Here is a 22043-nt window from a genome sequence, read left to right on the forward strand (position 1 = left end):
GGTTGATAGTGATTTTTATAATTTAACGAAAAATTCTGTTCAATTAATTCTCGTATATCAACATCTTCGTTTTTCCCTAAAGTTAGTCCTGCAACCATATTATTATGGAAAACCGTGGTTTTATCCGTAGAATAACCCATAGTTGCTCTTATTTGTACCAATTCTGTAATTATTCTAGTTTGAAGCTTCAAGTTTATTTTAATTTGATTAAAACTATCAATATAACCTTCATGATTCATTTTCACATAATATTCTTTAATCAGTTCACTTATTTGATCGTACTGTTCCTCTCCAAGATATTTTTGCAATTTGTCAGTAAACAAACCTAGCATAATTAATCGATCGCTAATCGCCATTTTACGATTTTGAATAATATCTATCGCAAGAACCCTAAGTTTCCAGAGCAATTCTTTCTTAAAAGTTGGCTCTTGCTTTCCAATACTTTTTGCAACAATCCATTCGGATTTAATATCTTGTTCAAGCTCTTCAAAATCAATGCCCCCAGGATTTAATAATGCTAATCTTGCTGCTTCTGGACAAGATAGTTTTGCAGACATTTCGGCAATACTGTCTACACTGTTTAATACTCTTGGATAAGTTGCGCATACTGATGATAACATATGCTCGCCTAACTTCTCCTGAATCCCGCAAAGCCCCTTTTCATTCAATAGCGGGCACATGCAATTACTATCCAAGTTTATGTAGGCATAGCTTCCAGACGTATTTGCTTGAGCTCTATTCCTTGTCAGTCCTTGACTAAGCTTGGTTTTCATTCCAGGTTCCCTGACATTTTTGTATTTTTTGTATGTCGCTTTATCAATGTCAATTCTCCAACCTGAACAGCATGTATCTTCACAATCCCCACCAATACAGGAGAATTGTTTCATGTAAACAGGCAGTAGCGTAACTTGTTTCACTCTTTTCACTCCTTAAACCATCTATTGCTTAAAGAAAGGGATCTTCCCCTAAGAAGATCCCTTTCTCATTATTTGTACTCAAAGTTTAATGAAGTATCTGATTCTTTTCCATCTGGATTTATAACTTTAAAGCTTACTACTCCAGGAGCACCTGCAGCAGGAACTCTAAATTTTATTCTTCCAGAATTGACGTAATCAGCTGGATACTCTACTCCATCAAATACAATTTTTATTCCTTTAACGAAATTTGAACCGTCAATATAGATGATCGTACCTCCAGATAATGCTCCAGAAGATGGAGATACAGAACGCAATGTCGGACTCGGTAGTGCAGGCGGTTCGTCGTAAGTAAATTCCGCATTTGTTGAAGCCCCTGATGGATTCGTTATCACGATTTCAACTTTTCCTGGTGTTGTCGTTGCAGGAGTACGGAGATAAATACGGGAACTATTTACATATGTGTAGTTTACTGGACTATTATTAAAGGTTACATTAAGTCCTTTCTCCAGATACATGCCGTCAATATAAACGATTGTATCACCAGACATTGGTCCATGATTAGGGGACACTTTCGTAATCTCCGGTTTGAATTCCTCATACGTATATCCGTTTGGTAGAGTAGACGACTTCCCATCTGGGTTAGTTAGAGTTACATCAACACTTCCAGCATCAGTTACAGCAGGAACGTAAGCCCTTACTGTAGTTGGACTCATAAATGCAGCCAATTTTACTGTTGTCGTACCAAAAGTAACAGTTGCACCTTTTTGGAAGTCCGTGCCGACAATTTCTACAAGGACACCACCATTTTTATTGCCGCTGTTCGGTGTAATGCTTTGAATCACAGGATCCGGATATACAGGTGGAGCATCATAGGTAAAGCCATCCGCTAGTTCGCCTGATTTGTCATCTGGATTAACCACTTTAATAGTAACAGTTCCATTAAAGTCTACCACTGGAGTACGGGCCGACATACGACCAGCATTTACATAGTTTGCACTAAGTTCTATTTCTTTTCCATTATGCACAAAGAACATCTTTGCACCTTTTTGGAAATCCTTACCGTCAACATAAATAATCGTTGGTTCTGCCATCGGCCCATGATTCGGGTTCACAGCCGTAACAACTGGAGCTGGATACTCAGGTGGTGCATCATACGTAAATGCGTTTGGAACTTCAACGAATTGAAGATCTGGATTAGTTATTTTAATCGAGATGCTCTCTGGAGCGTTCCAGCTTGGCGTACGAACTGAGAGTCTATTCTTCCCTATGAAAGTTGTTGGAAGTTCAATTCCACCCCATAGGACTTTAACACCCTCTACAAAATCACTACCGTCAATATAAACCATTGTTCCGCCTTCCATTGGACCATTCTTTGGCGTAATACTGCTTACAGAAGGTGCTTTCGGAGGCGGAGGTAAAAGATATTTGAAGCCTTGTGCGAGCACTGACTCACTACCGTCTGGATTAACGACTTTTACGTCAATAGCATCTTCTTTTGCCCAAACTGGCGTTTGAATAGTTAACTTTTCTCCCGAGTAGTAAGTAACTTTCTCAACTTCTTTATCTCCAAAAAATACTTTAGTGCCTTTTTCGAATAATTGGCCCTCTAAAGTAACGGTCTCATTCCCAATAGTTATCCCTTCAGCTGGGGAAACCGATTTTAATTCCAATTTCGGCGGCTCATTATATCGGAATGCATCTTTCAATTCAGATTGTGTGCCATCTGGATTTTCAATTGTGATATTAACCAAGCCAGGTTTTACTCCGGCAGGTGTAACTGCGTGCAAGTAAACATCACTATGATAAGTCACAGTTGGGGAATAATTCTCGCCAACTTTCACTTTAATTCCAGGTAAAAAATATTTGCCAGTAATCATTATTTTAGTACCGCCAGCAAGCGGGCCAGATGTTGGGTCAATCTTTGAAACTTCAGGATCTGCAAGGTAATTAAAGGGTGCAGTCGCTGCTTGGCGATCATCATTGATTACTTGTAATGTTGTCTGTCCCTGCTTGCCTACAGGAACCGTTGCATCAATCTCTTTATCATTAACCAATGATACATCGGAAGCTTCGATGCCTCCAATTATTACTTTTAATCCTGGTCTAAAATGCTCTCCAGCAATCTTTATTTTTTCTCCGCCAGCAATTTTGGCTTTATCTGGAGTAACGGTTGTTATCGTTGGTGCTGGGTACTTGACTTCAAGAACCGTCTTATCTGGTGAATAGTTTCTAGGTGCACCAGTATAATCCTTGTATGTGATAATAGATTTGGAGTTTGTGACAGAGAACTTTCCAGCCCCCTTATCGGATTTATGTTTGATTTTATAGGTAAACTGAAGCTTGTCTGTTTTTAACTCCAAAAAGTTCCATATCAAGGTGTTGCCGTTAACCTGTGGTTTAGGTATATTATGTTCATATGAACCTGGTACAATTTCAAATGCGTCGTCTACAACTTCAGTTACAGTCACATCATATGCACTGGCAAGACCAATTTCTTTTACAATGGCTGAATAAATTTCAGATAATCCCGTTGATCCCAGAACAAAATGATGATGATGTGCAGTCGTTGCCATATCCATCATCAACTTGTTAGGGGCACTAGTTATAGGATCTTCCTTCGGTGAAAGCAATGCGATCGTATAAAATACAATACCTGCATCTTTGGCTTGTTCCGCTTTTTTCAATGCATATTTGTATGCATCCAAGCCATCTCCGCCTACTGTGGCTGCACCATCTGTCATCAGGACAATTACAGGCTGTGCATCTGGGCGATGATTTTCTAGCAACTTGATTGCTTTATCAATTGCATCCCCTGTTGCCGTACTGCCATTTGCTTTAATAGTATCAATGTAATTTTTTGCAGCTTGAGGATCAGAAGTTAATTCAAAAGAGTCGGCTTTTGTACTGAAATCAACCACCCCAACTCTATGCTTCTTGAAATCCATTAAATCTACAAACCCTTTGGCAGCATCAACTGCATTTTTCATCTTATTCTCGCCGTTATTTGGACCATAGTCAGGGCCCATACTTCCTGACTTGTCAATAACAAGAATTACATCATTTGGTTTTACGACGTTTACCGGCGGCGTACCTTGTATGCCAAGTTGAACCTCTGCTTCCTCTCCTACCAGAATACTAGCTGGATTGATTGTTCTAGTCATTGTTACATAATCACTCGCTGCATATGCACCCTGGATAGGGATCTGTGCAGTTACAATTAGCAATGTGAGCACAATAGCCAATATGTGCTTAACCTTTCTCACAATAACTCCTCCACTTTCATTAAACTAAAGTATATTTACCCTTTTTTATCCATAAAATAAGAATCCGTAGCTTGGGCATATGAATTATACGATACTTGTTGCATCTTTCGATTCGTTGACTGGAGTTGCTGAAGCAGTTGTGCCACCTGTTGATTTAGAATCAATATTTCTTTATAGAGTTCGAGTAAAGATTCCGTTACTTCACCGTCAAGTTGCAATAATTCATATAATTCATCCAACTCTTCTTCATGCTGCAAATATAACTCTGCCTTCATTGTATTCAGAAATAAGTTGTAAATATCAATGATACGTTTTCCTACTTCATACTTGTTCATTAGCTGTTACCCTTTTTGGCAATTTGTAATGCCTGCTTCCATGTTTCAGCATAATCCTTTGCAAATTGGATAACTTCTTCAAGAAATTTCTCGTTCTTAGAGATAATAAATTGATTAATGCAATACAAATAATATTCATATAACGCATATAGCTGTTTGGAAATATCATATTGCATATTCAATGTAGAGATTAACTCAAATAATATTTCACGCGCTCCATGAACTTTAGGCATCATTTCATCGAATTGATTCATATGAAATGATTTTTTGGCCATACTCAATTTCCTAAACAATTCTTCGTATAAAAGGAGTGTCAATTCACCTGGGCTAGCAGTCTCTACTTTGGTTTTCAAGTATTGTTGTTGGTAATTCATCGGTATCATGAAGCATCTCCCTTTACACAAATAATTTCCGGATTGTTATAATCAGCCTTGTCCCAATTGTTGCGCTAACCATGAACCTTGGCTATTTAATTTCTGAATAGCCTTTTCCATTGCAGTAAATTGCTTATAGTAACGATTTTCTGTCATTTTAAGCTTGTCTTCAAGGGAATCCAGCTTTTTGTTCATATCACGTAATCTATTACCAAAAATACTGCCATCGACAGCATCTGAAACCGAACCCGATCCGATTTTTTTTGTAATCTTTTTCATTGAGTTGCCCAAGGTGTCGTACAGTCGCTCACCATATCCAATTTCTGATCTGTAATTCGGATCTTTGGAGTCTAGATTACTAGACTTGGTAAACAATTTCATGACTTCGTCAGGATTTGAATTTATTGCATCCTGAAGCTTTTGCTCATCTAATTGGATTTTTGCTAAATCCTTCGTGTTTCCTTGAACAAATGGTTTAAAAGTTATTCCGATATCTTTTAAAGATTTAATAGCGCCAGAAATGTCTTTTATGGGACTCGTTAAATCTCTGCGGAGTGAATTCATCGCGTCTTGCAAAATATCATCCCGATATAACAAACCCGCTTTAGCCTTAGATTCCCACAACTGAATCTGGCTATCTTTCATGCTTTCCTTTTCCTCGTCACTTAGTGGATAATAGTTCCGGTTTGGTCTTTCTGTTGTTTTCGCTTGAATTTTATCCACAATTTCATTATATTTCTCAACGAAATCTTTGATCTGGGACACCAGATCCTGCGTATCTCTAGTTACCGTAACCGTTACTTCTGATGAGGAAACACCTTTAAGATCAAATTTCACACCATTAAATTCAAACGAATTATTAGCCATCTCCATAGCTACGCCATTTATTGTTGCCTTAGCGTTTTGACCTACATTAGTATTAGCTGCTTGTATATTGAAATTTGTAGAAAGCGATCCAGAACTATCGTTTATGGAGAAAGTAGAGATATCCCCAGTACTCGCCGACGTTAACATGAACCTTTTGTTTATACTATCAAAGCTCATGCGTACGCCAATATTAGCCTTATTCACACTATTCATTACGGACTCGAGCGTAGAATCAGCATTAATTTCGAATTTCTGCTCCTTCCCGTCTACCGTAATTGAAAATTCCCCTGTTGTTAAGCCCTTCGCTTTTAAATCTACTGCCGAACTAAATGCATCTCCGACGTTAGTGGAGGAAGTCGCAAGTTGATCAACTTTTACAACATAACTTCCATTCCCTGCCGACGAATTTGCCGATGCAGTAATTACGGAATTGTTGCTGCTTGAAGCTGATAATTTATTAAATGTAGAAGAAAAGCGTAACTTATCTGCCAAATTTTTAAAGCTAGACATCATGGAATTCATGTTTCGATATTCTTCACGCTGCCACATTAGCGTTTGTTTTTGCTGTTTCAGCTTATTGGCAGGTTGCCGCGCTGCTTTCATCAAATCGTTAATCATTTTATCTGTATCTAAACCGGATGACATTCCAGAAAGACGGATTGGATTAATCATTTTCTCCTTCCCTCCTATCTCTTTTCATCAACAAATATTCCAAGTTGCTCGCACAAACTGTGAACAAGATCTAAAAATTTTTCAGGTGGTATTTCTTTGATCACTTCGTCCGTAGCTGTATCAATTATCTTCACAACTATCTGTTTGGTTTTTTCATGAACTGACACTTTTAAGTAGGTGTCTACGCTCTTCAAAGCTTTATTCCCCTGCTCGACGACACTGTCAAGTTTCCGCATCCCGATAGGGATAAAATTTGATTCCTGCAGAGAATGTTGATCCGATTTTTCAATATGCACAGTCTGAATTTGCGAAAGAGTTGGCCATACGGTAAAATGTTGCGCCACCCTCATCTTCAATACCCCTTTTTTTGTTTTCATCGAATATTAAAGAAGCCGACCGGTTGATACCGGCCGGCTTCCCAGAAAAATCTTAACGAAGCAATTGAAGTACGCCTTGTGGTTGTTGGTTAGCTTGCGCCAGCATTGCTGTAGCAGCTTGTTGAAGAATGTTGTTCTTCGTGAACTCGCTCATTTCTTTAGCCATATCAACATCACGGATACGGGATTCAGCAGCTTGCAAGTTTTCAGCAGTTGTTCCCAAGTTGTTAATTGTATGCTCTAAGCGATTTTGTACAGAACCCAAGTCGGAACGAATCTTGGAAACAGAGTCGATCGCCGTTTGAACTTTTTCAAGGTTGCCAGTTGCTGTAGCATTTTTGCCATCAAGTGCTGTCAAATTATCAACTTTAAGCTCAGCAGCAGTTGCTTTAGACAATGTCAACTTGATAGTTTCATCTTTGTTCGCACCAACTTGGAATGTAATGTCAGTTGGAGCGCTGTCTCCCAACAAGTTTTTAGTATTGAAGCTTGTTTGGTTAGCAATTGCAGAGATTTGTTCTGTCAATTGTTTTACTTCCGAATCGATTTTCTTATTGTCTTCATCAGTCAACACTTCGTTTGCAGCTTGAGTGTACAATTCACCCATACGTTGCAACATTGCATGAGTTTCGTTCAATGCACCTTCAGCAGTTTGAATCAAGGAGATACCATCCAAAGCATTCTTGGAAGCTTGCTCCAAACCGCGGATTTGGTTGCGCATTTTCTCGGAGATAGCAAGACCTGCTGCATCGTCCGCTGCACGGTTAATACGGTAACCGGAAGACAATTTTTCAAGGGATTTCCCTTGTTGAGTGTTGTTGGTAGTCAATTGGCGGTGCGCGTTATAGGCACCCATGTTGTGGTTAATACGCATGATTAAGTTCCTCCCTGGAATCGTGTTATGGTGTTCGCTTCCTTGCTCACACCCTATTGGTCAACGTAGTTCTTCGGCCGATAGAATCATTCGTATGACCTTCTAATATATATATCGGCATCTATTAGTCGAAATTTATAGCTAATTGACTTTTTTATTCAACTTTTTTTCTTTAATAATTCTTCAATAGTTTGGAGTTGCTCCTTCGAGATATTTGAATTTGCAGCAATCCCATTTTGCTCCTTAATACTTTGAAAAATTTCTTCTCGATAGACGGGGACATCTGAAGGAGCTGCAATCCCAAGTCGAACCTGATCACCATTCACCTCTACTACGGTTAGAACAATATCTTGTCCAATCATAATCTTCTGACCCTTGGCTCTTGTCAGAACCAGCATAGTTATCCCCTCCCTATTGGATATTGCAACTGATATTGAGGGCCGTCTAAAATAATTTGTGTGGCGCGGTTATTATTTACGTTCATAATAAGAGGCGCTCTTAAATTTAAAGTGGTTCTATTGTCTGGTCTTGCTGTAAGGATAACCCGGACAATAACATGGTTTTTTGAAGTAATTTCCAGCGACTGCTTGATTCCTTCACTGAGATCGAACACATACTCTGGAGCAAACAAAAATGGATCGACGATCATAAATGAAAATTGTTCGTCTATTGTGCACTGCAAACACTCGATTGGCAAATCAGGCTCAATAGAATGCACCCATACATACTCCTTCGATTCTGGAAACCCTAAAATGCCGTTCTGAAACGTAATGATATCTTCCTCTTTTACTTGTAATATTCCAAGACGTGAAGACTTAACTTCCATTTATATCCCTCCCAAAATAAAATAGCTATAAAGAACATCTTGCGTTCTATATAGCTACTTCATCCTCATTATACTACTGCATCCAATTGCTTACCGCTACTTGAGAAAAAGATATAATTCTTTTGAATCAAATACGGATTTACCTTGCCAGGATAATAATCAATTTTCGGCTTGGTGCTCTCGAAATTAAGCTGTACACCTCCAGGGTTCCACTCTGTCTTCAATTCACCTGGAGTAAACTCCACCTCGACATTATCGTAGTTCGGCGGCCCGCAAATTTCAATTGGGTACTGTCTGAACATCCGCTCTCTAGCAATCTCGGAAAATGCGTTTTCTTTCTTATGAAATGCCATCATACGATCGCCTTCACTAGCCAAGTTAGCAATATTCTGCATGGAGATTTGAAGTGATTCTTGAGCAATTCGATCCGTCACTTCCTCAAATCTTGCTTTCCCCAGGGCTGACCACGCTTTCCGTGAATCAATTTCTAATTTGCTATCACTATGATCCATACGAACGACTACTTGTTGTTGAGAGATCTCTAGTTGAGGAGGCGGTGTTTCAATATTTAATATACCCGCCTCACGCTCTAGCCCGACCCTTGAGAATTGCTGATTTATCTGGATATGAGGTATATTCACATCACATCACCCTATCGTAAGAAATCTAGCAAGCTTGGACGTGAAATACGGGCAATTGTGTCGAGAGACGCTTGGAATATACTTTCTGCGGTCTTCAATTCCGTTATTACCTTTGGCATATCAATATCCTCGGTAGCAGACTGTAATGAAACATAATTCATGTTAAGATCTTCCAGACGACTTGTTGTAAATTCCAATCGATTTTGCTTAGCCCCAACCTCCGCTTGTCCAATGACCAACTTTTCCAAAGCTCCTTGTAGCTTCGGAATTGCGCCTGCAATCCCACCTGTATTGTCACTAAGCAGAGCTGTCTTCATATCATTAACAATTGTAAATAAGTTGTCGGCATCCCCAAACTTCCCGAACACCTTATCGCCTAACATATTAACATCCACGTATATCCCTGCACCTACTTGATACTGAACTACACCAGCATCTAATGTATATTTTTCGTTAGCTGGATCTTCCGGATAAGGCTGCTGATTCGTACGTTGCCCGTTGAATATATAGCGCCCTTTAAATTGGGAGTTCCCTAAAGAAACCAAATGTGTGTACAACTGCTCTACTTCCCGCGCAATATTTTCGCGAGCATCAGCGGGAACCGTATCTGTACCACCCTGTACAGCCAGCTCAGACAGCTTCTGTACAATTTGTGTTGCTTCGTTCATTACAGTATCTGTAAACTTCATGAACGAATCCGCATCTTCCACATTCTCCGTAAACTGTGTCGTCGAACTAATCTCCGCACGATAATGAAGGGCACTCGCCACGCCGACAGGGTCATCAGAAGGACGGTTCAAGCGGCGGTTCGTCATGAGTTGCTCTTGATATTTATCCAGACGCTTATAGTTGTTCTGTAGGTTCTTCATCATGGAGCTGCTCATCATTGATTGTGTTATACGCATGTTACTCTTCCTCCTTATCTGCCAACGACGCCGGTGCCGTTAATGAGCTTGTCCAACATTTCGTCCATCGTAGTAATAATCCGGGATGAAGCGCTGTATGCATGTTGGAATTTGATCAAGTCCGACATTTCCTCATCCATGGATACACTGCTAACTGCTTGACGCAAGCTGTCTGCATGATCCGCCAGCAACAAGCTGTTCTCTACCATCTTCGTTGCATGATCGGCGTCCGTACCGAGCTGCGCCACGACGGATTGCACATAGCTGTTAATCGTCGCGGATTTCGTAACTGCTCCTGGTTCCGAAAAGCTATATACCTTCTCCGCCAAACTGGCAATAAGCAAAGCCATATCGCCGTTTCCTTGCAGCGGTACTTCTTGCGTAGTTCCATTTGGGCCTTGGCGTACTTCTGTGCGCATCGAAGCCGCTATGTTCTTCACATCACTCAAAATGTCCGCATTTACTCTCATATTGCTTGCAGTGATAGGTCCACCATTCTGCGATACAAAGAACTCGCCGCCTTGCTTAGCTGGCTCTTGCAGGGCATAGCCCATCTTGTGCAAACCATTCAAACCGTTTACCGTGTACTTCGTATCATTCAGCAGCTTACGTGGGTTAGATGGATCCACCACCGCATTCGGTATGGATACCCCTGGAGGCAAGATAGTTCCCGCCGGCAGCGTAACCTCTACTGGGCCATTGGCAATCGTATTCGCGATAATGTCCAATTGACGTTTATATTCAGCAACATGAATATCTCTCGATTCCACGTAGCCTTTAATCTCACCATCTGTTAATGCTCCAATGTCGCCGTCCGTAATTGGCGTCATCGCCATATTATCAATGACAAGTGTGCCGCCAAAGGTTACTTGATACGTTTCTTCCCCTTCAACAACATTCACGTTCCCAAGTCCGGATAGCTGATCGACCAGCAAATCCCGCTTGTCCCGCAAATCGTTGGCATTGTCGCCAAGACCTTCGATGCGCTTAATCATCTGTGTCAGGTCTGAAATTTGAGTTATATAGTTGTTGGCTTCGCCAATCTTTACATTTATTCGCTCAGTCAAGTTACTCTCCAACGTGTTCAACTGGTTCGAGATATGGTTGAACGTTTCTGTCAATGCAACCGCTTTTTGTTGTACAACGGTGCGCGCGGAGAGATCGGAATTAACCGGATTCTTACTGAGCAGCTGCCAAGCATTCCAGAACTCCGATACACTCTTCGCCAAGCTGTTATCAGAAGGTTCATTGAACACACCTTCGATGTTGCCAAGCGTCTCCTGCTTCACCTTCCATGTAGAATGCACCGTATTCTGATTTCGATATTCGATATCCAGCAAGAAGTCACGCACTCGGCGGATACTATCCACCTCGACACCCATTCCTAATTGGTTCGGGTTCTTAGATAAGTTATACATGCCCGGATAATCAATCGGACGTGCAGCCGTCAGTCTTGCCACTTGACGGGAATAGCCAGGCGTATTCGCATTCGTAATATTGTGGCCGGTTGTGCTAATGGACGTCTGGTGGGCCATAATGCCCCGCTTACCAATCTCTAATGTATGAAAAGTCGAACGCATCGCTCGCTTCCTCACTTTCTCCGTAGCTTCACACTTCAGCTTTCTATCTGTAATCTAATAGGTAAAGTTGTACCTTTATACCTTGCTTTCATCCTTGCTTCTACGCTCTTGTGTCGAACATACTGCGCGGTGTGCTCGAGCTGGCCTGTGCTGGATGCTGATATACAACCTCATCCTCTGGTCGGCTCATGTACAGATTCAAGGAGTATTCAACAAAGGATAACGATTGCTGCAACAGCTCCTGGATAATAACATTGCTTTCCTTCAGCTTATGTAGGGTTTCGGACAAATCCCGCTGTATATTCAGCAATTCCACGCGTTCCTCCGCTTGGAATACAAGTCGAGCAATTTCTGTCACCGTCAAATTCAACTGGGATCGTATGCCTTTCTCCAGTATGAACTCCTGTGCTGCCTGCTGCCGCTCCTCATCGGCCTCCGCAACCTGCTTCAACAGTCTGGATTCCTTCGTCATCAGCTGCGACAAGCCATCCACATCGTTCTTGATGATCACTTGCTTCTTCTCTTCTGCAATATCAAGCAGTTGCTTGTGCAAATCGTTCAGAAGAGTTAGTGATCCAATGATTTGCTGCACACTCACACCTGTTCCTCCGCTCATTCGTTCTCTTTACGGAACAACGGAAGCAGCTTCTCTGCAATCTTGTCCGCTTCCACATGATAGGTTCCGGTGGATACCGCCTTCTTCAAATCTGCAATGCGCGCATTGCGTGCAGGATCGTTTACTCGGTTCTGTGCTTCTAGCATTTCCTGCGCTTCAGTCGAGATGATCAGCTCATCCTTACGGGAAGGCTTCTGTGATGCACGATTCATTGCCTGTTGTTTCTGAGAATATTGGATCGCGCCAAGACGCTGTGTTTCATTAATTTTCATCCCATTCACCTCGTTCCATAAGACAAACTTATATCGCTATCCATCATTGATGAAGCACCCATTACATCTTTCAATATTGCCTGTTGACTGCTCCATTACTGCTTCATTCCATCTTATCAATAAGAAAAGCCGATAACCTTTACTAAGATTATCGGCGCAGTGTCAAGAATTATTTAGATGTAATGTCATGAATATTATGAACTTAATCTAAAAAATCTCATTACAGAGAGGTTTGTTATTGACAAACTCCAAATTTGAATTAATCACGATCCCGTTTCGTATCAATGACCCGGTAGGCGCCATCCCCTATGCGAGGAGCTTCCTTCACCTCTTCTGCACCGACTACTGTCTGTGTTAACTCCTTCACAAGGCGACTTCGACAAGATTCGCACATATTCCCATCGCGAATCGGCTGGCTGCAAATTTCACATTCATAGGCCAAGTTCGGTGCTTGGTATGTAGAAATGCGTCCTTCTTTAATAAAACGCGTGATTTGACGAACGCTTACTTCTGTTGCTTCACTCAGCTCCTGCATCGTGGCTTGACGCGTTTCACGCAGATAAGCAGCACAGCGTTCATACTCCTGTTCGATTTCTTTCAAGCAGTTTGGACAGAGATCCCGGAATGCCTTGGCAAAAAGTTTTCCGCAGCGCAGACAATTGCTCAGCTCCATGTCATTCGCCTCCTTCGATGCTTCATTTCTTCATCATATATCAATATTCGGCAGATGACGAGCAAATTTTTATCCATAAGCCTTGCCCTCTTTACACAGCAGTTGGAGCAGTCTCTTGCAAGCTGTGGCCGCAGCTCATTCCTCAGCCTTCCAAACCGTAATCGCCGCTGCTCACCCCCTATACGGGTTGTCGTACTGCGCTCCTCTTCCTCTATGCCCTCGCCCACGTATAGCTGACAATCGAGACCGGACAGTCAAGATACTTGCATAAGGAAGATAGTTCGCGTGAGCAGGCTCTTAACGTACTTCCCGTTGTGTATACATCATCAATAAGAAGTAGACGCAATTCAGCCACAGAGCTCCCTTCTCTTGCCATAAAAGCACTCCAGACCTCCTGCAGGCTTCTCCCCGCCCATTGATGCAGCTCGAACGCATGAGATATGCTGCGCTCCCTACCTATTCGAGATTGCTTGCTCTGCTTCTCTGCATCCTGTGTGCGCGCCAGAAGCTCTACGACCGGCCTTCCCCATTCTCTTCCCAGCGCCCGTGCGAATTGCTCTGCCTGATTGAATCCGCGAACTTGGATGCGCTCCCGAGTAGATGGTACATATGTAATGAGATCTGGCAGAATCGCCTCCCGCTTGCCCTGGAACAACGCAGTGATCCCACCACCTCTAATGCTTCGTCGCCGTTCCCACACGGTGGACAGCAGCGGTTCATAGGCAAGCTGCATCATCCTGACCATGAGCAGCTCATACACCCGATCTCCCTTGAATTTATACTGAGACAGCCATTGCTTCATTTGTTCGTCATATCGCACCAAGCTTCGATTGGCTCTTAGACCGTCATTTCGCAAAGGATGACGCTGACAATCTGGACAGCGGATCGCCCGTCCGCAATCTGCACAGCCTAATGCGCGAATCCATGGGATTAGATTGACACACTTATAGCAGACCAGAGACATAAGGCTCTGTTCGTAAGGATAAAGTGGACGTAAAGCCGTATTATTCATCCGAATGGATCTTTTGCAAATGATACAAGATTGCTGACTCGGACTAAGCATCCTGCCATACATCTTCTCCAGCAAGTCCCCACATCTCATTCTGCTACCCAATTCGCTGTCTCCTGTCCGCTCCTGGCAACAAATATCCTTTTCTGGCTGCAATCCGATTCATGTCCCGAATCTGCCGAACTGCTGACCGCTGTGATCGATTCCACTGTTGGGATCCAAACACGACCAATCCTGCAGGATCATCCTTCGAACGCCCTGCTCTGCCTGCCATCTGTACAAGTGAAGCTGCATCGAACAAGCGATCGTCCGCGTCGAGAATGAATACATCGCTCATCGGTACCGTTACACCTCGTTCCAGAATCGTTGTCGTGACGAGCACACGAATGTTCCGTTCTCGAAATTGAATTACCTTATCCCCTCGACTCTCATCTGCCGCTGACGTTCCATCGATATGGACACCGGGAATACGTTCACGCAGCAGGCGCACAAGCGGGTCTACTTGACGAATACGAGAAAGGAATACAAACAGTTGGGCACCTCTACGTACGGAATGATTCATGCATGCCAGCAGCAGTGCTGGCAGCCCATGTGCAGATAAGCACTGAGCAACCGAAGGCATTGTGATCCTTATCGGGATAGGAAGTGGATGACGATGGAAACGTACTGGCACCCTCGCATGAGAGAGCTTGCCTCTTCGAACATCCTGCTGCATCGCCTCTGGTGGTGTCGCAGATAAATAGACGAACACACCTCCGGGCGTACAAGCGCGTTCTCCTGTACGTTGCAGCATAGGATCATTATGATAAGGGAATGCATCCAGCTCATCGATAATAGCTAATTCGAAGGCCTCCTCGAAACGAATCAGCTGGTGGGTGGTCGCGATAGTAATATCACCATGTCGCCACCGTTCCGGACTCCCTCCATACAACGTAACGACCTTCTGTGCAGGAAACGCCTTTTCTATCCTCGGCTTCAATTCCAGTACAACATCACGTCGCGGTGTGGCAATCAATACACGTCCACCATGCAGCAGCGTGTCCTCCACGAGCGGAAAAATCATCTCCGTCTTTCCAGCCCCAGTTACAGCCCATAATAAAAAGGCGCCCTTACGCAAATTGCCCCTTGTTCCCTGTACCGTACTTCTACGTCCAGATGTATTCATCTCAGACAGCCCAGCAAATTGGTTCCTCGCACGAACTCTATCAATATAATCCAATGCCTGTCTACTCGCCTCTAACTGCGCTGGAGCAAGCCCCCACTTCTCTAACTGCTCCTCCCGATTCGAAATAAGCGCTGCGGCACTGTCGTCACCTCGATACAGCTTGCCAGCAATCAAAATAGCACAAGACCGGCAGCGCCCCACATTCAAGCATTGTGTACACGTCCAGCATTGTAAAGAATGGCAAGTCGAGCAAGTGGAGCTGCTTAAACCCTCTGAACTCCCACAGCGTCCGCAGCAAATCGTAACCGAGGCTTTATAGAGGGATCGCATGACTCGTTTCAGCGGGGAAATACGGCTAGCAGTAGGCAGTTTACCGCCGTCATCCCGGCGAGTAAATGACATCCCTGCCCTCAGCTCCACCCAGCCATGCAGCCACCCCCACTGGATGAGCGAATATCTGCTCGCAATTAAATGTTCCGCTCCCGCATCCCGCAGGAATTGAATCAATTCTTCATCCAAAAGCAATCGACCACGAATTCCATAGGCGATACGATAAGCATCAGCATGCAATGCGGACCATACTCCTGCCTGAGACACACCTTCCCCAAGGAAAGAAGCAGGCAGCCCAGATGAATTCGCATCCCATTGTGTTGTTGCATAGGCCACGGATTGTTCTGCGACCCGATACATAGGCTTCTGCTCTTCCATGACGAACAGCTTGGAGGTCGGCTCCGAATATGGCGCTTCGATAATCGCAACAGCTAGATGCTCCTGCATCAGCCTCCGCTTAGCTTCTTCTTCAAACTCCTCCACACACGGGGAAAGAATATCAGCAAAATAACGAACCCAGCCCTGCTCTCCCCAACGCTCCATAGCTTCGCTTGGCATGAAATGTTCCAATACAGCGATGCCAACTTGAATCGGCAGCTGCTGATGCAAAACAACGAGTTTCGATCCACGGGGCAGACTCCCTTCCCCTGCTAACCAATAGCGCACATCTATGCGCCAATCTACAGTGATCCCCGAGTGCCATCCGTACTCCGTGCGCACGGCATAAATTCTTACTTGCATGACCATTCCCTCTCCTTCGCCATACGGCTCACCGGAGCATGCTTGCTGCTTGATATCTGGATGCGCATCTGCTCAAATTACGCAAAAAAAGCACACCCCACCCGTGGAATCGGGTGGCATGTGCTTCATGCCCAGCGCCTTATCGTATTTGTATAAAATTGTATACGAATCGACGGATTCTGACAACCCTAAACTTCAGTAAACTTCCCAAGTTTAACTGTATTTGTAGTATTTTCGGTTCAATATATTCCATATTTCCCCGAACAACACCGCTTACAAGGCACTTCGAGCCTTGAAGGGAATTTTCCGCCAATCCTCTGTACTCCGTGGCTCAATTACAATTAATGTCTCTTCCGCTGCTCGCTGCTTCAAGCCCTGCAGTGTTGCCTCCAGCTCATTCCTTTGAATCACAAGTAAGTTCCAGCTCACATCGTAGACGCTCATTACACGTGAAGCAATCGGAAACGTAGCGTCCGTGGAACCGCTATCGACAAACGTGAAATGCAGCTTGCGTCCTTTCAGCCAAGCAAACCAACTATACGCACGAATCACCCATTCGATATGGCGTTCATCATTTTCCGTCACAAGCACGACATGCATCCAAGGCGCAGGTCTAGCGCCGCGTACGAGCTGCCTCCATTGATGAGCCAGATGAACGGCTGCTACCGCGAGTCCGAAGCATCCCACAATCCAACATAGCATTGCGATCATGCGGCCACCTCCTTACTACCAAGTGTATGCCGCAATAGATGCCGAGGTGACGGACAAACGCCAGCTAGCCTTGTGATTCAGTTCTAGGGACGGTGTGCTATAAGGTTACCCAACCGTTCTTAATGGAATTGATGACCGCTTGGGTTCGATCATCAACCTCCATTTTCTGCAGGATGCTGCTGACATGATTCTTAACGGTTTTCTCACTAATAAATAGGAATTCACCAATCATTTTGTTGCTCTTGCCTTCCGCCATCAAGCGAAGCACTTCGGCTTCACGTCTTGTCAGTGGATTATCTTCTGCAGCAATGAACTTCACGCCTGCATCTCTCGATTGACTGCTCACAATTCCGTTACCATCAAGCAGTGTCATCCGTCGAAGCTGCTGGATAAGCTTGCCCGTTACCTTCGGATGGATGTAAGCGTACCCTGTCACAACCGAACGAATAGCATTAATTAAAGACTCCGCTTCCATGTCTTTCAACAGGTATCCGGAAGCCCCTTTCCGCAGCGTTTCGAATACGTAGCTCTCATCATCGTGTATCGAAAGGATGATCACCTTCACATCCGGAAAAATATCACGCAATCGTTCTGTAGCAATCACGCCATTCTCAATAGGCATATTAATATCCATTAGAACAACGTCCGGCACTTCCTTATTGCAAAATTCCAGCACCTGAATGCCATCGCCGCATTCGCCAATGACCTCCAGATCGTCCTCCATATTCAATATACGCTTCAAGCCCTCACGAAAGAGCTGGTGATCGTCAGCAAGGAGTACTTTTATTGTTTCTATGTCCTTCTTACGATTCTCCATAAGGTTGCTTACTCCTCTCTCTTCTCCACATTCGTCGGAATTTGTATCACGATGCGAGTTCCACGGTTCTCCGCCGAATGAATTTCCATACGGCCTTCGAGCAGCTCCACCCGCTCCTGCATGCCCAGCAGGCCAAAATGAGCGTGCTCTTTCGATTTTTCTTCCAGAGACTCTACCTTGAAACCAAAGCCATTGTCACGAACGATTACACGTACTTCCTCTTCGTCATACGTCAATTCACATGTAACGTAAGATGGATGCGCATGCTTCGCTGCATTGGTGAAAGCCTCCTGAACCAACCGGTAAATAGCTGCTTCCATCGCAGAACGCAGCCGACGTTCCTGCCCTCTAACCTCGAATGAAGTCTTAATTCTGTGCTTATCTTCATAGTCATGTATAAATTTGCGCAGAGTCGGTACAAGCCCTAAATCATCCAATGCCATTGGACGTAAATTGAAGATCACCTTGCGGATCTCTTCTAAGCCGAAACGAACCTGCGATTTTAAATCTACTATTTCGTTCTGCACCATTTCAAATTCCTGCTTATTTAGCATTCTTTCTACAATTTCCGTCCTAAGCACTAGATTAGCAAGAGACTGTGCAGGGCCGTCATGAATTTCACGTGCGATCCGCTTCCGTTCTTCTTCCTGTGCCAGAATGATCTTCAATCCGAGCAGCTGCCGAGTTTTGGCGGATTCCAAAATACGTGTTACCTGACTCAAATCACCGGATAAATATTCAAGCGCAACGCTCATCTGAGAGCCAATTGTCTCTGCTCGTTCCACAGAGCCCTCAATCGCGCGCAATCGTTTCTGAATATCGTCCCGCCGTGTCTTCAGGTAACCTTCCTTCTCCCGATACATCATCAGCTCAAGCTGCATCTGCGTCGCCTTTTCATAGGCCTGCTTGATATCTTCCTCGGTGTACCGGACAAAATCACGGCTCACATCTGTCAAACGCAGACGAGCTAGACGATAGTTCCGCTCCAGCTCGTCCACCTTATCACAAATTTCAGCAGTCTGATCCATAACCATCTGCAGTTCTGCGTTCATAGCAATCGCTTCATTCCGAGACGAATCCAATATTTCGTAAATCTGATATTTGCTCTCTTCCATCACTTTGATGGCGTTCTTAATGACGCGATCAATGACATCGACTTGATTATCCACTAACGTTCGGTCTCCTCGTTCATAAAAGGATGAATGGAATTTCATCCTTAATGATACCACATCAATGGATAGTAATGGACTTCGTATTTTGCTCCCATTTTACAGTTAGGCCTAATTGTTCCGATACGAAGCGAAGCGGGACTAAAGTCCGTCCTTGTCGAATAATAGGTGCGACATCCGATGCAAGTCGAGAGCCGTTGCGAACGAATGCTTTTTGGTTCACGATCATTTCAAGGAAACGTTCGCCGCGCATTACAGTAACCGTCTGTGCTGGGCCATTCCAGAGCGCCTCGCCCCCAAATGCATCAAGCACAACTCGTACCGGAACGTAGGTAGAACCATTCAACACGATTGGTGCCACGTCCAGCTTCTTCACAGCACCATTCACCTTGGAAGACTTGCTGTTCACAGTCAAATCCATTGTAGCTGTAGGGAAAATATCCGATGAACCAGCAGGGAGCTGTGCGATCAAGTTATCAAACGCCACTGTTCCTTCTGTTGCACGTTCGTCCTGATCTTCCTTGAAGTTGACCAAATACAATCGTTTCAGCTTAGCTGGATAAGAAACTCCCAGTGACGATAGATCAACTTCTACCGTCTTCCAACCTTCCCAATTAATCGATTCTGCTACATTTACATAGTGAATTTTCTTATTCGCGTCATGGATCTCTAGTCGCAAATTGGTAAAGCTCTTGTCTCCATAGACGTCGAACTTCAGACCGCTAGTGCCATTAGGAAGTTCCATGCCTGTAGAACCATTCAATTCTGCATAGGCAAACTTATCAGCGCTGCCGCCTGCATTCATATCATAGGACAGCTTCAATACTTTGTCATTCGCACCGCGGCCGCCAAATCCGCCTTCGATGCTGACTTGCCCCTTCGTGCTGCCCTTCGGCAATCCAGAGAAGGATACACTCATATTTGTTTGATTGAAATTCTCTATTAATTTCTCCGATCCAAGTGTCAGAGGTATCATTGTTCTCAAGCCATCATAGCTTGCAATGGCATAGCCAACCTTCGTTCCTTCTGGAACCGAATTCACTTTAAGCACGCCATCCTCAACCTTACCGTTGAAGCCGCGAATCTCCCATTTTACAGCAGATGAAGGTACTGTCGCCTGATTGCCATTCAGCAAGGTCGCCTTCACGGGAACAGGAACACTTGCACCGGAACTTAGTGGAGCTGAGCTGGTAGCGATTTGCAGGCTTGATAAGTCCTTCGCTCCGATGATCGTTACCTCTGCAGTCGTTTTCGCTCCTCCGGATGTAGCTACAATGGTAGCCTTGCCTGAGGATTGAGCGACGAAGGCATCCTTATCCCACTTCATCTTGCCGTCCGCAGCGCTCCATTTCACATCCAAGTTAGAAGCATCTACCGGATTGTAATGCTCGTCATAGGCCTTCATGCTGTATGTTGCACGCTGCCCGATAAATAGCGTTTTTTCTCCACTTAGGGTCATGCTCTTCACTTTGCCTGCTGGAGCTGTCGTGAACACACCGAGACCGTTAACAACAGAACGAACATTGTTACCTCCTTCTTTGGTTTCATGTGTCAGCTTCGTATCGAAATCGCCTAATGGCCGATTCGTCATCGTTGTGGAACCACCGCCGTCCAGGTTTACCGCTTTCCAGATACCTGCCTGTACAAGCGCCTGCTGGAATTCCTTCAATGTAAAGCCCGAGCTTACACTGTTCGATTCAGCTGTTACGATGTAAGCGTAACGACCATCCTTCGAGTAGCCGACTGCTGTACGAGCTGTTACACCACTGCCGCTAATGCCACTCGTATCACGCGTGAAGCTGGATGCCTTGCCGTTCTCAACGAGCAGCGTATGACCGCTTATCATCATTTGGAAGGAGGACGGATCTACGGATTGGCCTGTCGACTGAGACAACAGTTTGTAATCAATCTTGAGAGATGTGCCTACCTGCATTGTGCGGCGCATGAATTCCGCAGCCTGCCCGTGTCCACGCAAAATAACGCCATCTTCAGGAACCTCCATCGGCAGAGCACCCATATCAGAGATTTGCTCTACGACCCCATTGCGTACAAGTACTTCTGTAGGCGTTGTGGTCGTATCATTCGGCCGCTTCGTTCCTTTCCAAGCGCTTGTGTAGATGTACATCGCATTGATATGACTATGCTGTTTCCCAGGCTCTTTATCGTACTTCATCTTATTGATGCCGGACAGCGGGAACGATTGGCCATCCGCCAAGGCCACATTTCCTGTGAAGCGATATTGATCAATGGTAGGCGTACCACTCTTCGTGACGGCAAAGGCATACATGCCTGTCAGCTCCGCAGGGCTTGTAATCATCTCTCCCTTTGAAATGGAACCTCCCATTGGAACTTGGTCGGAGCCCATCATCCAATAGTCCCCGTTTACACCAGCAACTGCCCCAGTTTCCTTCGTCATCTTCGTGACTGGGTTCCCGGTAGCTGTCTTGCCGTCCTTCCCTGTCATGACGTCCAGCTTAATATAGGGATTGCTTAAGTCGGCCTCAATCACATTCATTCGAGTCTTATACGTTTTCGTGCCCCGCTGCAGCGCGTATTGGTAGGTAACCAATCTAGCACCTGAGGTAAGTATCTCTTCGCTGAGCTTTTGCAATGAATTCAATGGTGCTGCATATGTATCCCCACTAGTCGAATCTATTGGTGCATCCGCATAAACATAGTTTCCCCATCCAAATGCAGGCTGAATGAACAGTGCGCTGGATAGCACGACTGCTGCCGCCTTTTTCCCCATCCGTCTTGTGTTGATGTGGCGGACAGTTTGATTTGATTTGCCCATGTGTCTCTCTCCCATTTCGTCCTATTATGTATAAATGTCAATATGTTCGCGTGTCAACTCTACTATTATATAGACTACCAAAATCGACAAAAAGTTGCGATTTTGTTACGTATTT

Annotated in this window: 21 protein-coding genes; all 21 read right to left on the reverse strand. The window is 44.4% G+C overall.

The annotated features are described in order from the left end of the window. The coding region (gene fliB / locus BBG47_RS08580; protein WP_065291399.1) for a flagellin lysine-N-methylase at window positions 1-917 on the reverse strand (917 nt) is incomplete at its 3' end. A gap of 68 nt (window positions 918-985) precedes the next feature. Further along, window positions 986-4180 carry an IPT/TIG domain-containing protein gene (locus tag BBG47_RS08585; RefSeq protein WP_065291400.1) on the reverse strand — a complete coding sequence of 1065 codons (3195 nt, stop codon included), beginning with the start codon at window positions 4178-4180 and terminating at the stop codon, window positions 986-988. A 35-nt stretch (window positions 4181-4215) separates the two neighbouring features. Then, on the reverse strand, window positions 4216-4515 hold the full coding sequence (locus BBG47_RS08590; RefSeq protein ID WP_065291401.1) for a hypothetical protein: 300 nt from the start codon (window positions 4513-4515) through the stop codon (window positions 4216-4218). Beyond that, window positions 4515-4898: a flagellar export chaperone FliS gene (gene fliS, locus BBG47_RS08595; protein WP_083189168.1), complete on the reverse strand. Its 384-nt coding sequence runs from the start codon at window positions 4896-4898 to the stop codon at window positions 4515-4517. Before fliS ends, BBG47_RS08590 begins: the two co-directional genes overlap by 1 nt. 42 nt (window positions 4899-4940) lie before the next feature. Then, on the reverse strand, window positions 4941-6428 hold the full coding sequence (gene fliD / locus BBG47_RS08600) for a flagellar filament capping protein FliD (RefSeq protein WP_065291402.1): 1488 nt from the start codon (window positions 6426-6428) through the stop codon (window positions 4941-4943). 14 nt (window positions 6429-6442) lie between these two features. Beyond that, window positions 6443-6778: a flagellar protein FlaG gene (locus BBG47_RS08605; protein ID WP_065291403.1), complete on the reverse strand. Its 336-nt coding sequence runs from the start codon at window positions 6776-6778 to the stop codon at window positions 6443-6445. Between the two features lie 79 nt (window positions 6779-6857). Further along, the gene (locus BBG47_RS08610) at window positions 6858-7679 is read right to left on the reverse strand and encodes a flagellin N-terminal helical domain-containing protein (protein WP_065291404.1); all 822 of its coding nucleotides are present in this window, start codon (window positions 7677-7679) and stop codon (window positions 6858-6860) included. Between the two features lie 158 nt (window positions 7680-7837). After that, window positions 7838-8077, reverse strand: coding sequence for a carbon storage regulator CsrA (gene csrA / locus BBG47_RS08615; RefSeq protein WP_065291405.1), 240 nt, complete (start codon window positions 8075-8077; stop codon window positions 7838-7840). 2 nt (window positions 8078-8079) lie between these two features. Then, window positions 8080-8505 (reverse strand): flagellar assembly protein FliW, encoded by a 426-nt coding sequence (gene fliW, locus BBG47_RS08620; RefSeq protein WP_065291406.1) that lies wholly within the window; start codon window positions 8503-8505, stop codon window positions 8080-8082. Window positions 8506-8573: 68 nt separating this feature from the next. After that, the gene (locus tag BBG47_RS08625; RefSeq protein ID WP_065291407.1) at window positions 8574-9146 is read right to left on the reverse strand and encodes a DUF6470 family protein; all 573 of its coding nucleotides are present in this window, start codon (window positions 9144-9146) and stop codon (window positions 8574-8576) included. A gap of 11 nt (window positions 9147-9157) precedes the next feature. Next, window positions 9158-10051 carry a flagellar hook-associated protein FlgL gene (gene flgL, locus BBG47_RS08630; RefSeq protein ID WP_065291408.1) on the reverse strand — a complete coding sequence of 298 codons (894 nt, stop codon included), beginning with the start codon at window positions 10049-10051 and terminating at the stop codon, window positions 9158-9160. Between the two features lie 14 nt (window positions 10052-10065). Continuing rightward, the gene (gene flgK / locus BBG47_RS08635; protein WP_065291409.1) at window positions 10066-11631 is read right to left on the reverse strand and encodes a flagellar hook-associated protein FlgK; all 1566 of its coding nucleotides are present in this window, start codon (window positions 11629-11631) and stop codon (window positions 10066-10068) included. A 100-nt stretch (window positions 11632-11731) separates the two neighbouring features. Further along, on the reverse strand, window positions 11732-12229 hold the full coding sequence (locus BBG47_RS08640) for a flagellar protein FlgN (protein ID WP_065291443.1): 498 nt from the start codon (window positions 12227-12229) through the stop codon (window positions 11732-11734). A 14-nt stretch (window positions 12230-12243) separates the two neighbouring features. After that, entirely contained in the window at window positions 12244-12519 is a 276-nt protein-coding gene (flgM, locus tag BBG47_RS08645) for a flagellar biosynthesis anti-sigma factor FlgM (RefSeq protein WP_065291410.1), read from the reverse strand. Window positions 12520-12778: 259 nt separating this feature from the next. Then, the gene (locus tag BBG47_RS08650) at window positions 12779-13192 is read right to left on the reverse strand and encodes a TIGR03826 family flagellar region protein (RefSeq protein WP_065291411.1); all 414 of its coding nucleotides are present in this window, start codon (window positions 13190-13192) and stop codon (window positions 12779-12781) included. A gap of 211 nt (window positions 13193-13403) precedes the next feature. Then, window positions 13404-14306, reverse strand: a complete 903-nt coding sequence (locus tag BBG47_RS08655) for a ComF family protein (RefSeq protein ID WP_065291412.1) — start codon at window positions 14304-14306, stop codon at window positions 13404-13406. Continuing rightward, a complete protein-coding gene (locus BBG47_RS08660) occupies window positions 14299-16437 on the reverse strand; it encodes a helicase-related protein (protein WP_065291413.1) in 2139 nt (712 codons plus the stop codon). The genes BBG47_RS08655 and BBG47_RS08660 overlap by 8 nt, the downstream gene beginning before the upstream one ends. Before the next feature lie 273 nt (window positions 16438-16710). Further along, window positions 16711-17148, reverse strand: a complete 438-nt coding sequence (locus BBG47_RS08665; RefSeq protein ID WP_065291414.1) for a glycosyltransferase — start codon at window positions 17146-17148, stop codon at window positions 16711-16713. Window positions 17149-17245: 97 nt separating this feature from the next. Then, window positions 17246-17965, reverse strand: coding sequence for a response regulator (locus BBG47_RS08670; protein WP_021257133.1), 720 nt, complete (start codon window positions 17963-17965; stop codon window positions 17246-17248). An 8-nt stretch (window positions 17966-17973) separates the two neighbouring features. After that, window positions 17974-19134, reverse strand: a complete 1161-nt coding sequence (locus BBG47_RS08675) for a sensor histidine kinase (RefSeq protein WP_065291415.1) — start codon at window positions 19132-19134, stop codon at window positions 17974-17976. 61 nt (window positions 19135-19195) lie between these two features. Beyond that, window positions 19196-21928 carry a stalk domain-containing protein gene (locus tag BBG47_RS08680; RefSeq protein WP_065291416.1) on the reverse strand — a complete coding sequence of 911 codons (2733 nt, stop codon included), beginning with the start codon at window positions 21926-21928 and terminating at the stop codon, window positions 19196-19198. Between the last annotated feature and the right edge of the window lie 115 nt (window positions 21929-22043).

This window comes from Paenibacillus sp. KS1 (genome assembly GCF_001680695.1).
GTDB classification, from domain to species: Bacteria; Bacillota; Bacilli; order Paenibacillales; family Paenibacillaceae; genus Paenibacillus_B; species Paenibacillus_B suaedae.

Coding starts and splice junctions, on each gene's coding strand:
- fliW (WP_065291406.1), bottom strand. CDS start 8,505: ATGGAAGTTAAGTCTTCACGTCTTGGAATATTACAAGTAAAAGAGGAA.
- fliD (WP_065291402.1), bottom strand. CDS start 6,428: ATGATTAATCCAATCCGTCTTTCTGGAATGTCATCCGGTTTAGATACA.
- csrA (WP_065291405.1), bottom strand. CDS start 8,077: ATGCTGGTTCTGACAAGAGCCAAGGGTCAGAAGATTATGATTGGACAA.
- BBG47_RS08680 (WP_065291416.1), bottom strand. CDS start 21,928: ATGGGCAAATCAAATCAAACTGTCCGCCACATCAACACAAGACGGATG.
- BBG47_RS08650 (WP_065291411.1), bottom strand. CDS start 13,192: ATGGAGCTGAGCAATTGTCTGCGCTGCGGAAAACTTTTTGCCAAGGCA.
- BBG47_RS08590 (WP_065291401.1), bottom strand. CDS start 4,515: ATGAACAAGTATGAAGTAGGAAAACGTATCATTGATATTTACAACTTA.
- flgK (WP_065291409.1), bottom strand. CDS start 11,631: ATGCGTTCGACTTTTCATACATTAGAGATTGGTAAGCGGGGCATTATG.
- fliS (WP_083189168.1), bottom strand. CDS start 4,898: ATGATACCGATGAATTACCAACAACAATACTTGAAAACCAAAGTAGAG.
- BBG47_RS08610 (WP_065291404.1), bottom strand. CDS start 7,679: ATGCGTATTAACCACAACATGGGTGCCTATAACGCGCACCGCCAATTG.
- BBG47_RS08660 (WP_065291413.1), bottom strand. CDS start 16,437: ATGCAAGTAAGAATTTATGCCGTGCGCACGGAGTACGGATGGCACTCG.
- BBG47_RS08605 (WP_065291403.1), bottom strand. CDS start 6,778: ATGAGGGTGGCGCAACATTTTACCGTATGGCCAACTCTTTCGCAAATT.
- flgM (WP_065291410.1), bottom strand. CDS start 12,519: ATGAAAATTAATGAAACACAGCGTCTTGGCGCGATCCAATATTCTCAG.
- flgL (WP_065291408.1), bottom strand. CDS start 10,051: ATGCGTATAACACAATCAATGATGAGCAGCTCCATGATGAAGAACCTA.
- BBG47_RS08665 (WP_065291414.1), bottom strand. CDS start 17,148: ATGATCGCAATGCTATGTTGGATTGTGGGATGCTTCGGACTCGCGGTA.
- BBG47_RS08670 (WP_021257133.1), bottom strand. CDS start 17,965: ATGGAGAATCGTAAGAAGGACATAGAAACAATAAAAGTACTCCTTGCT.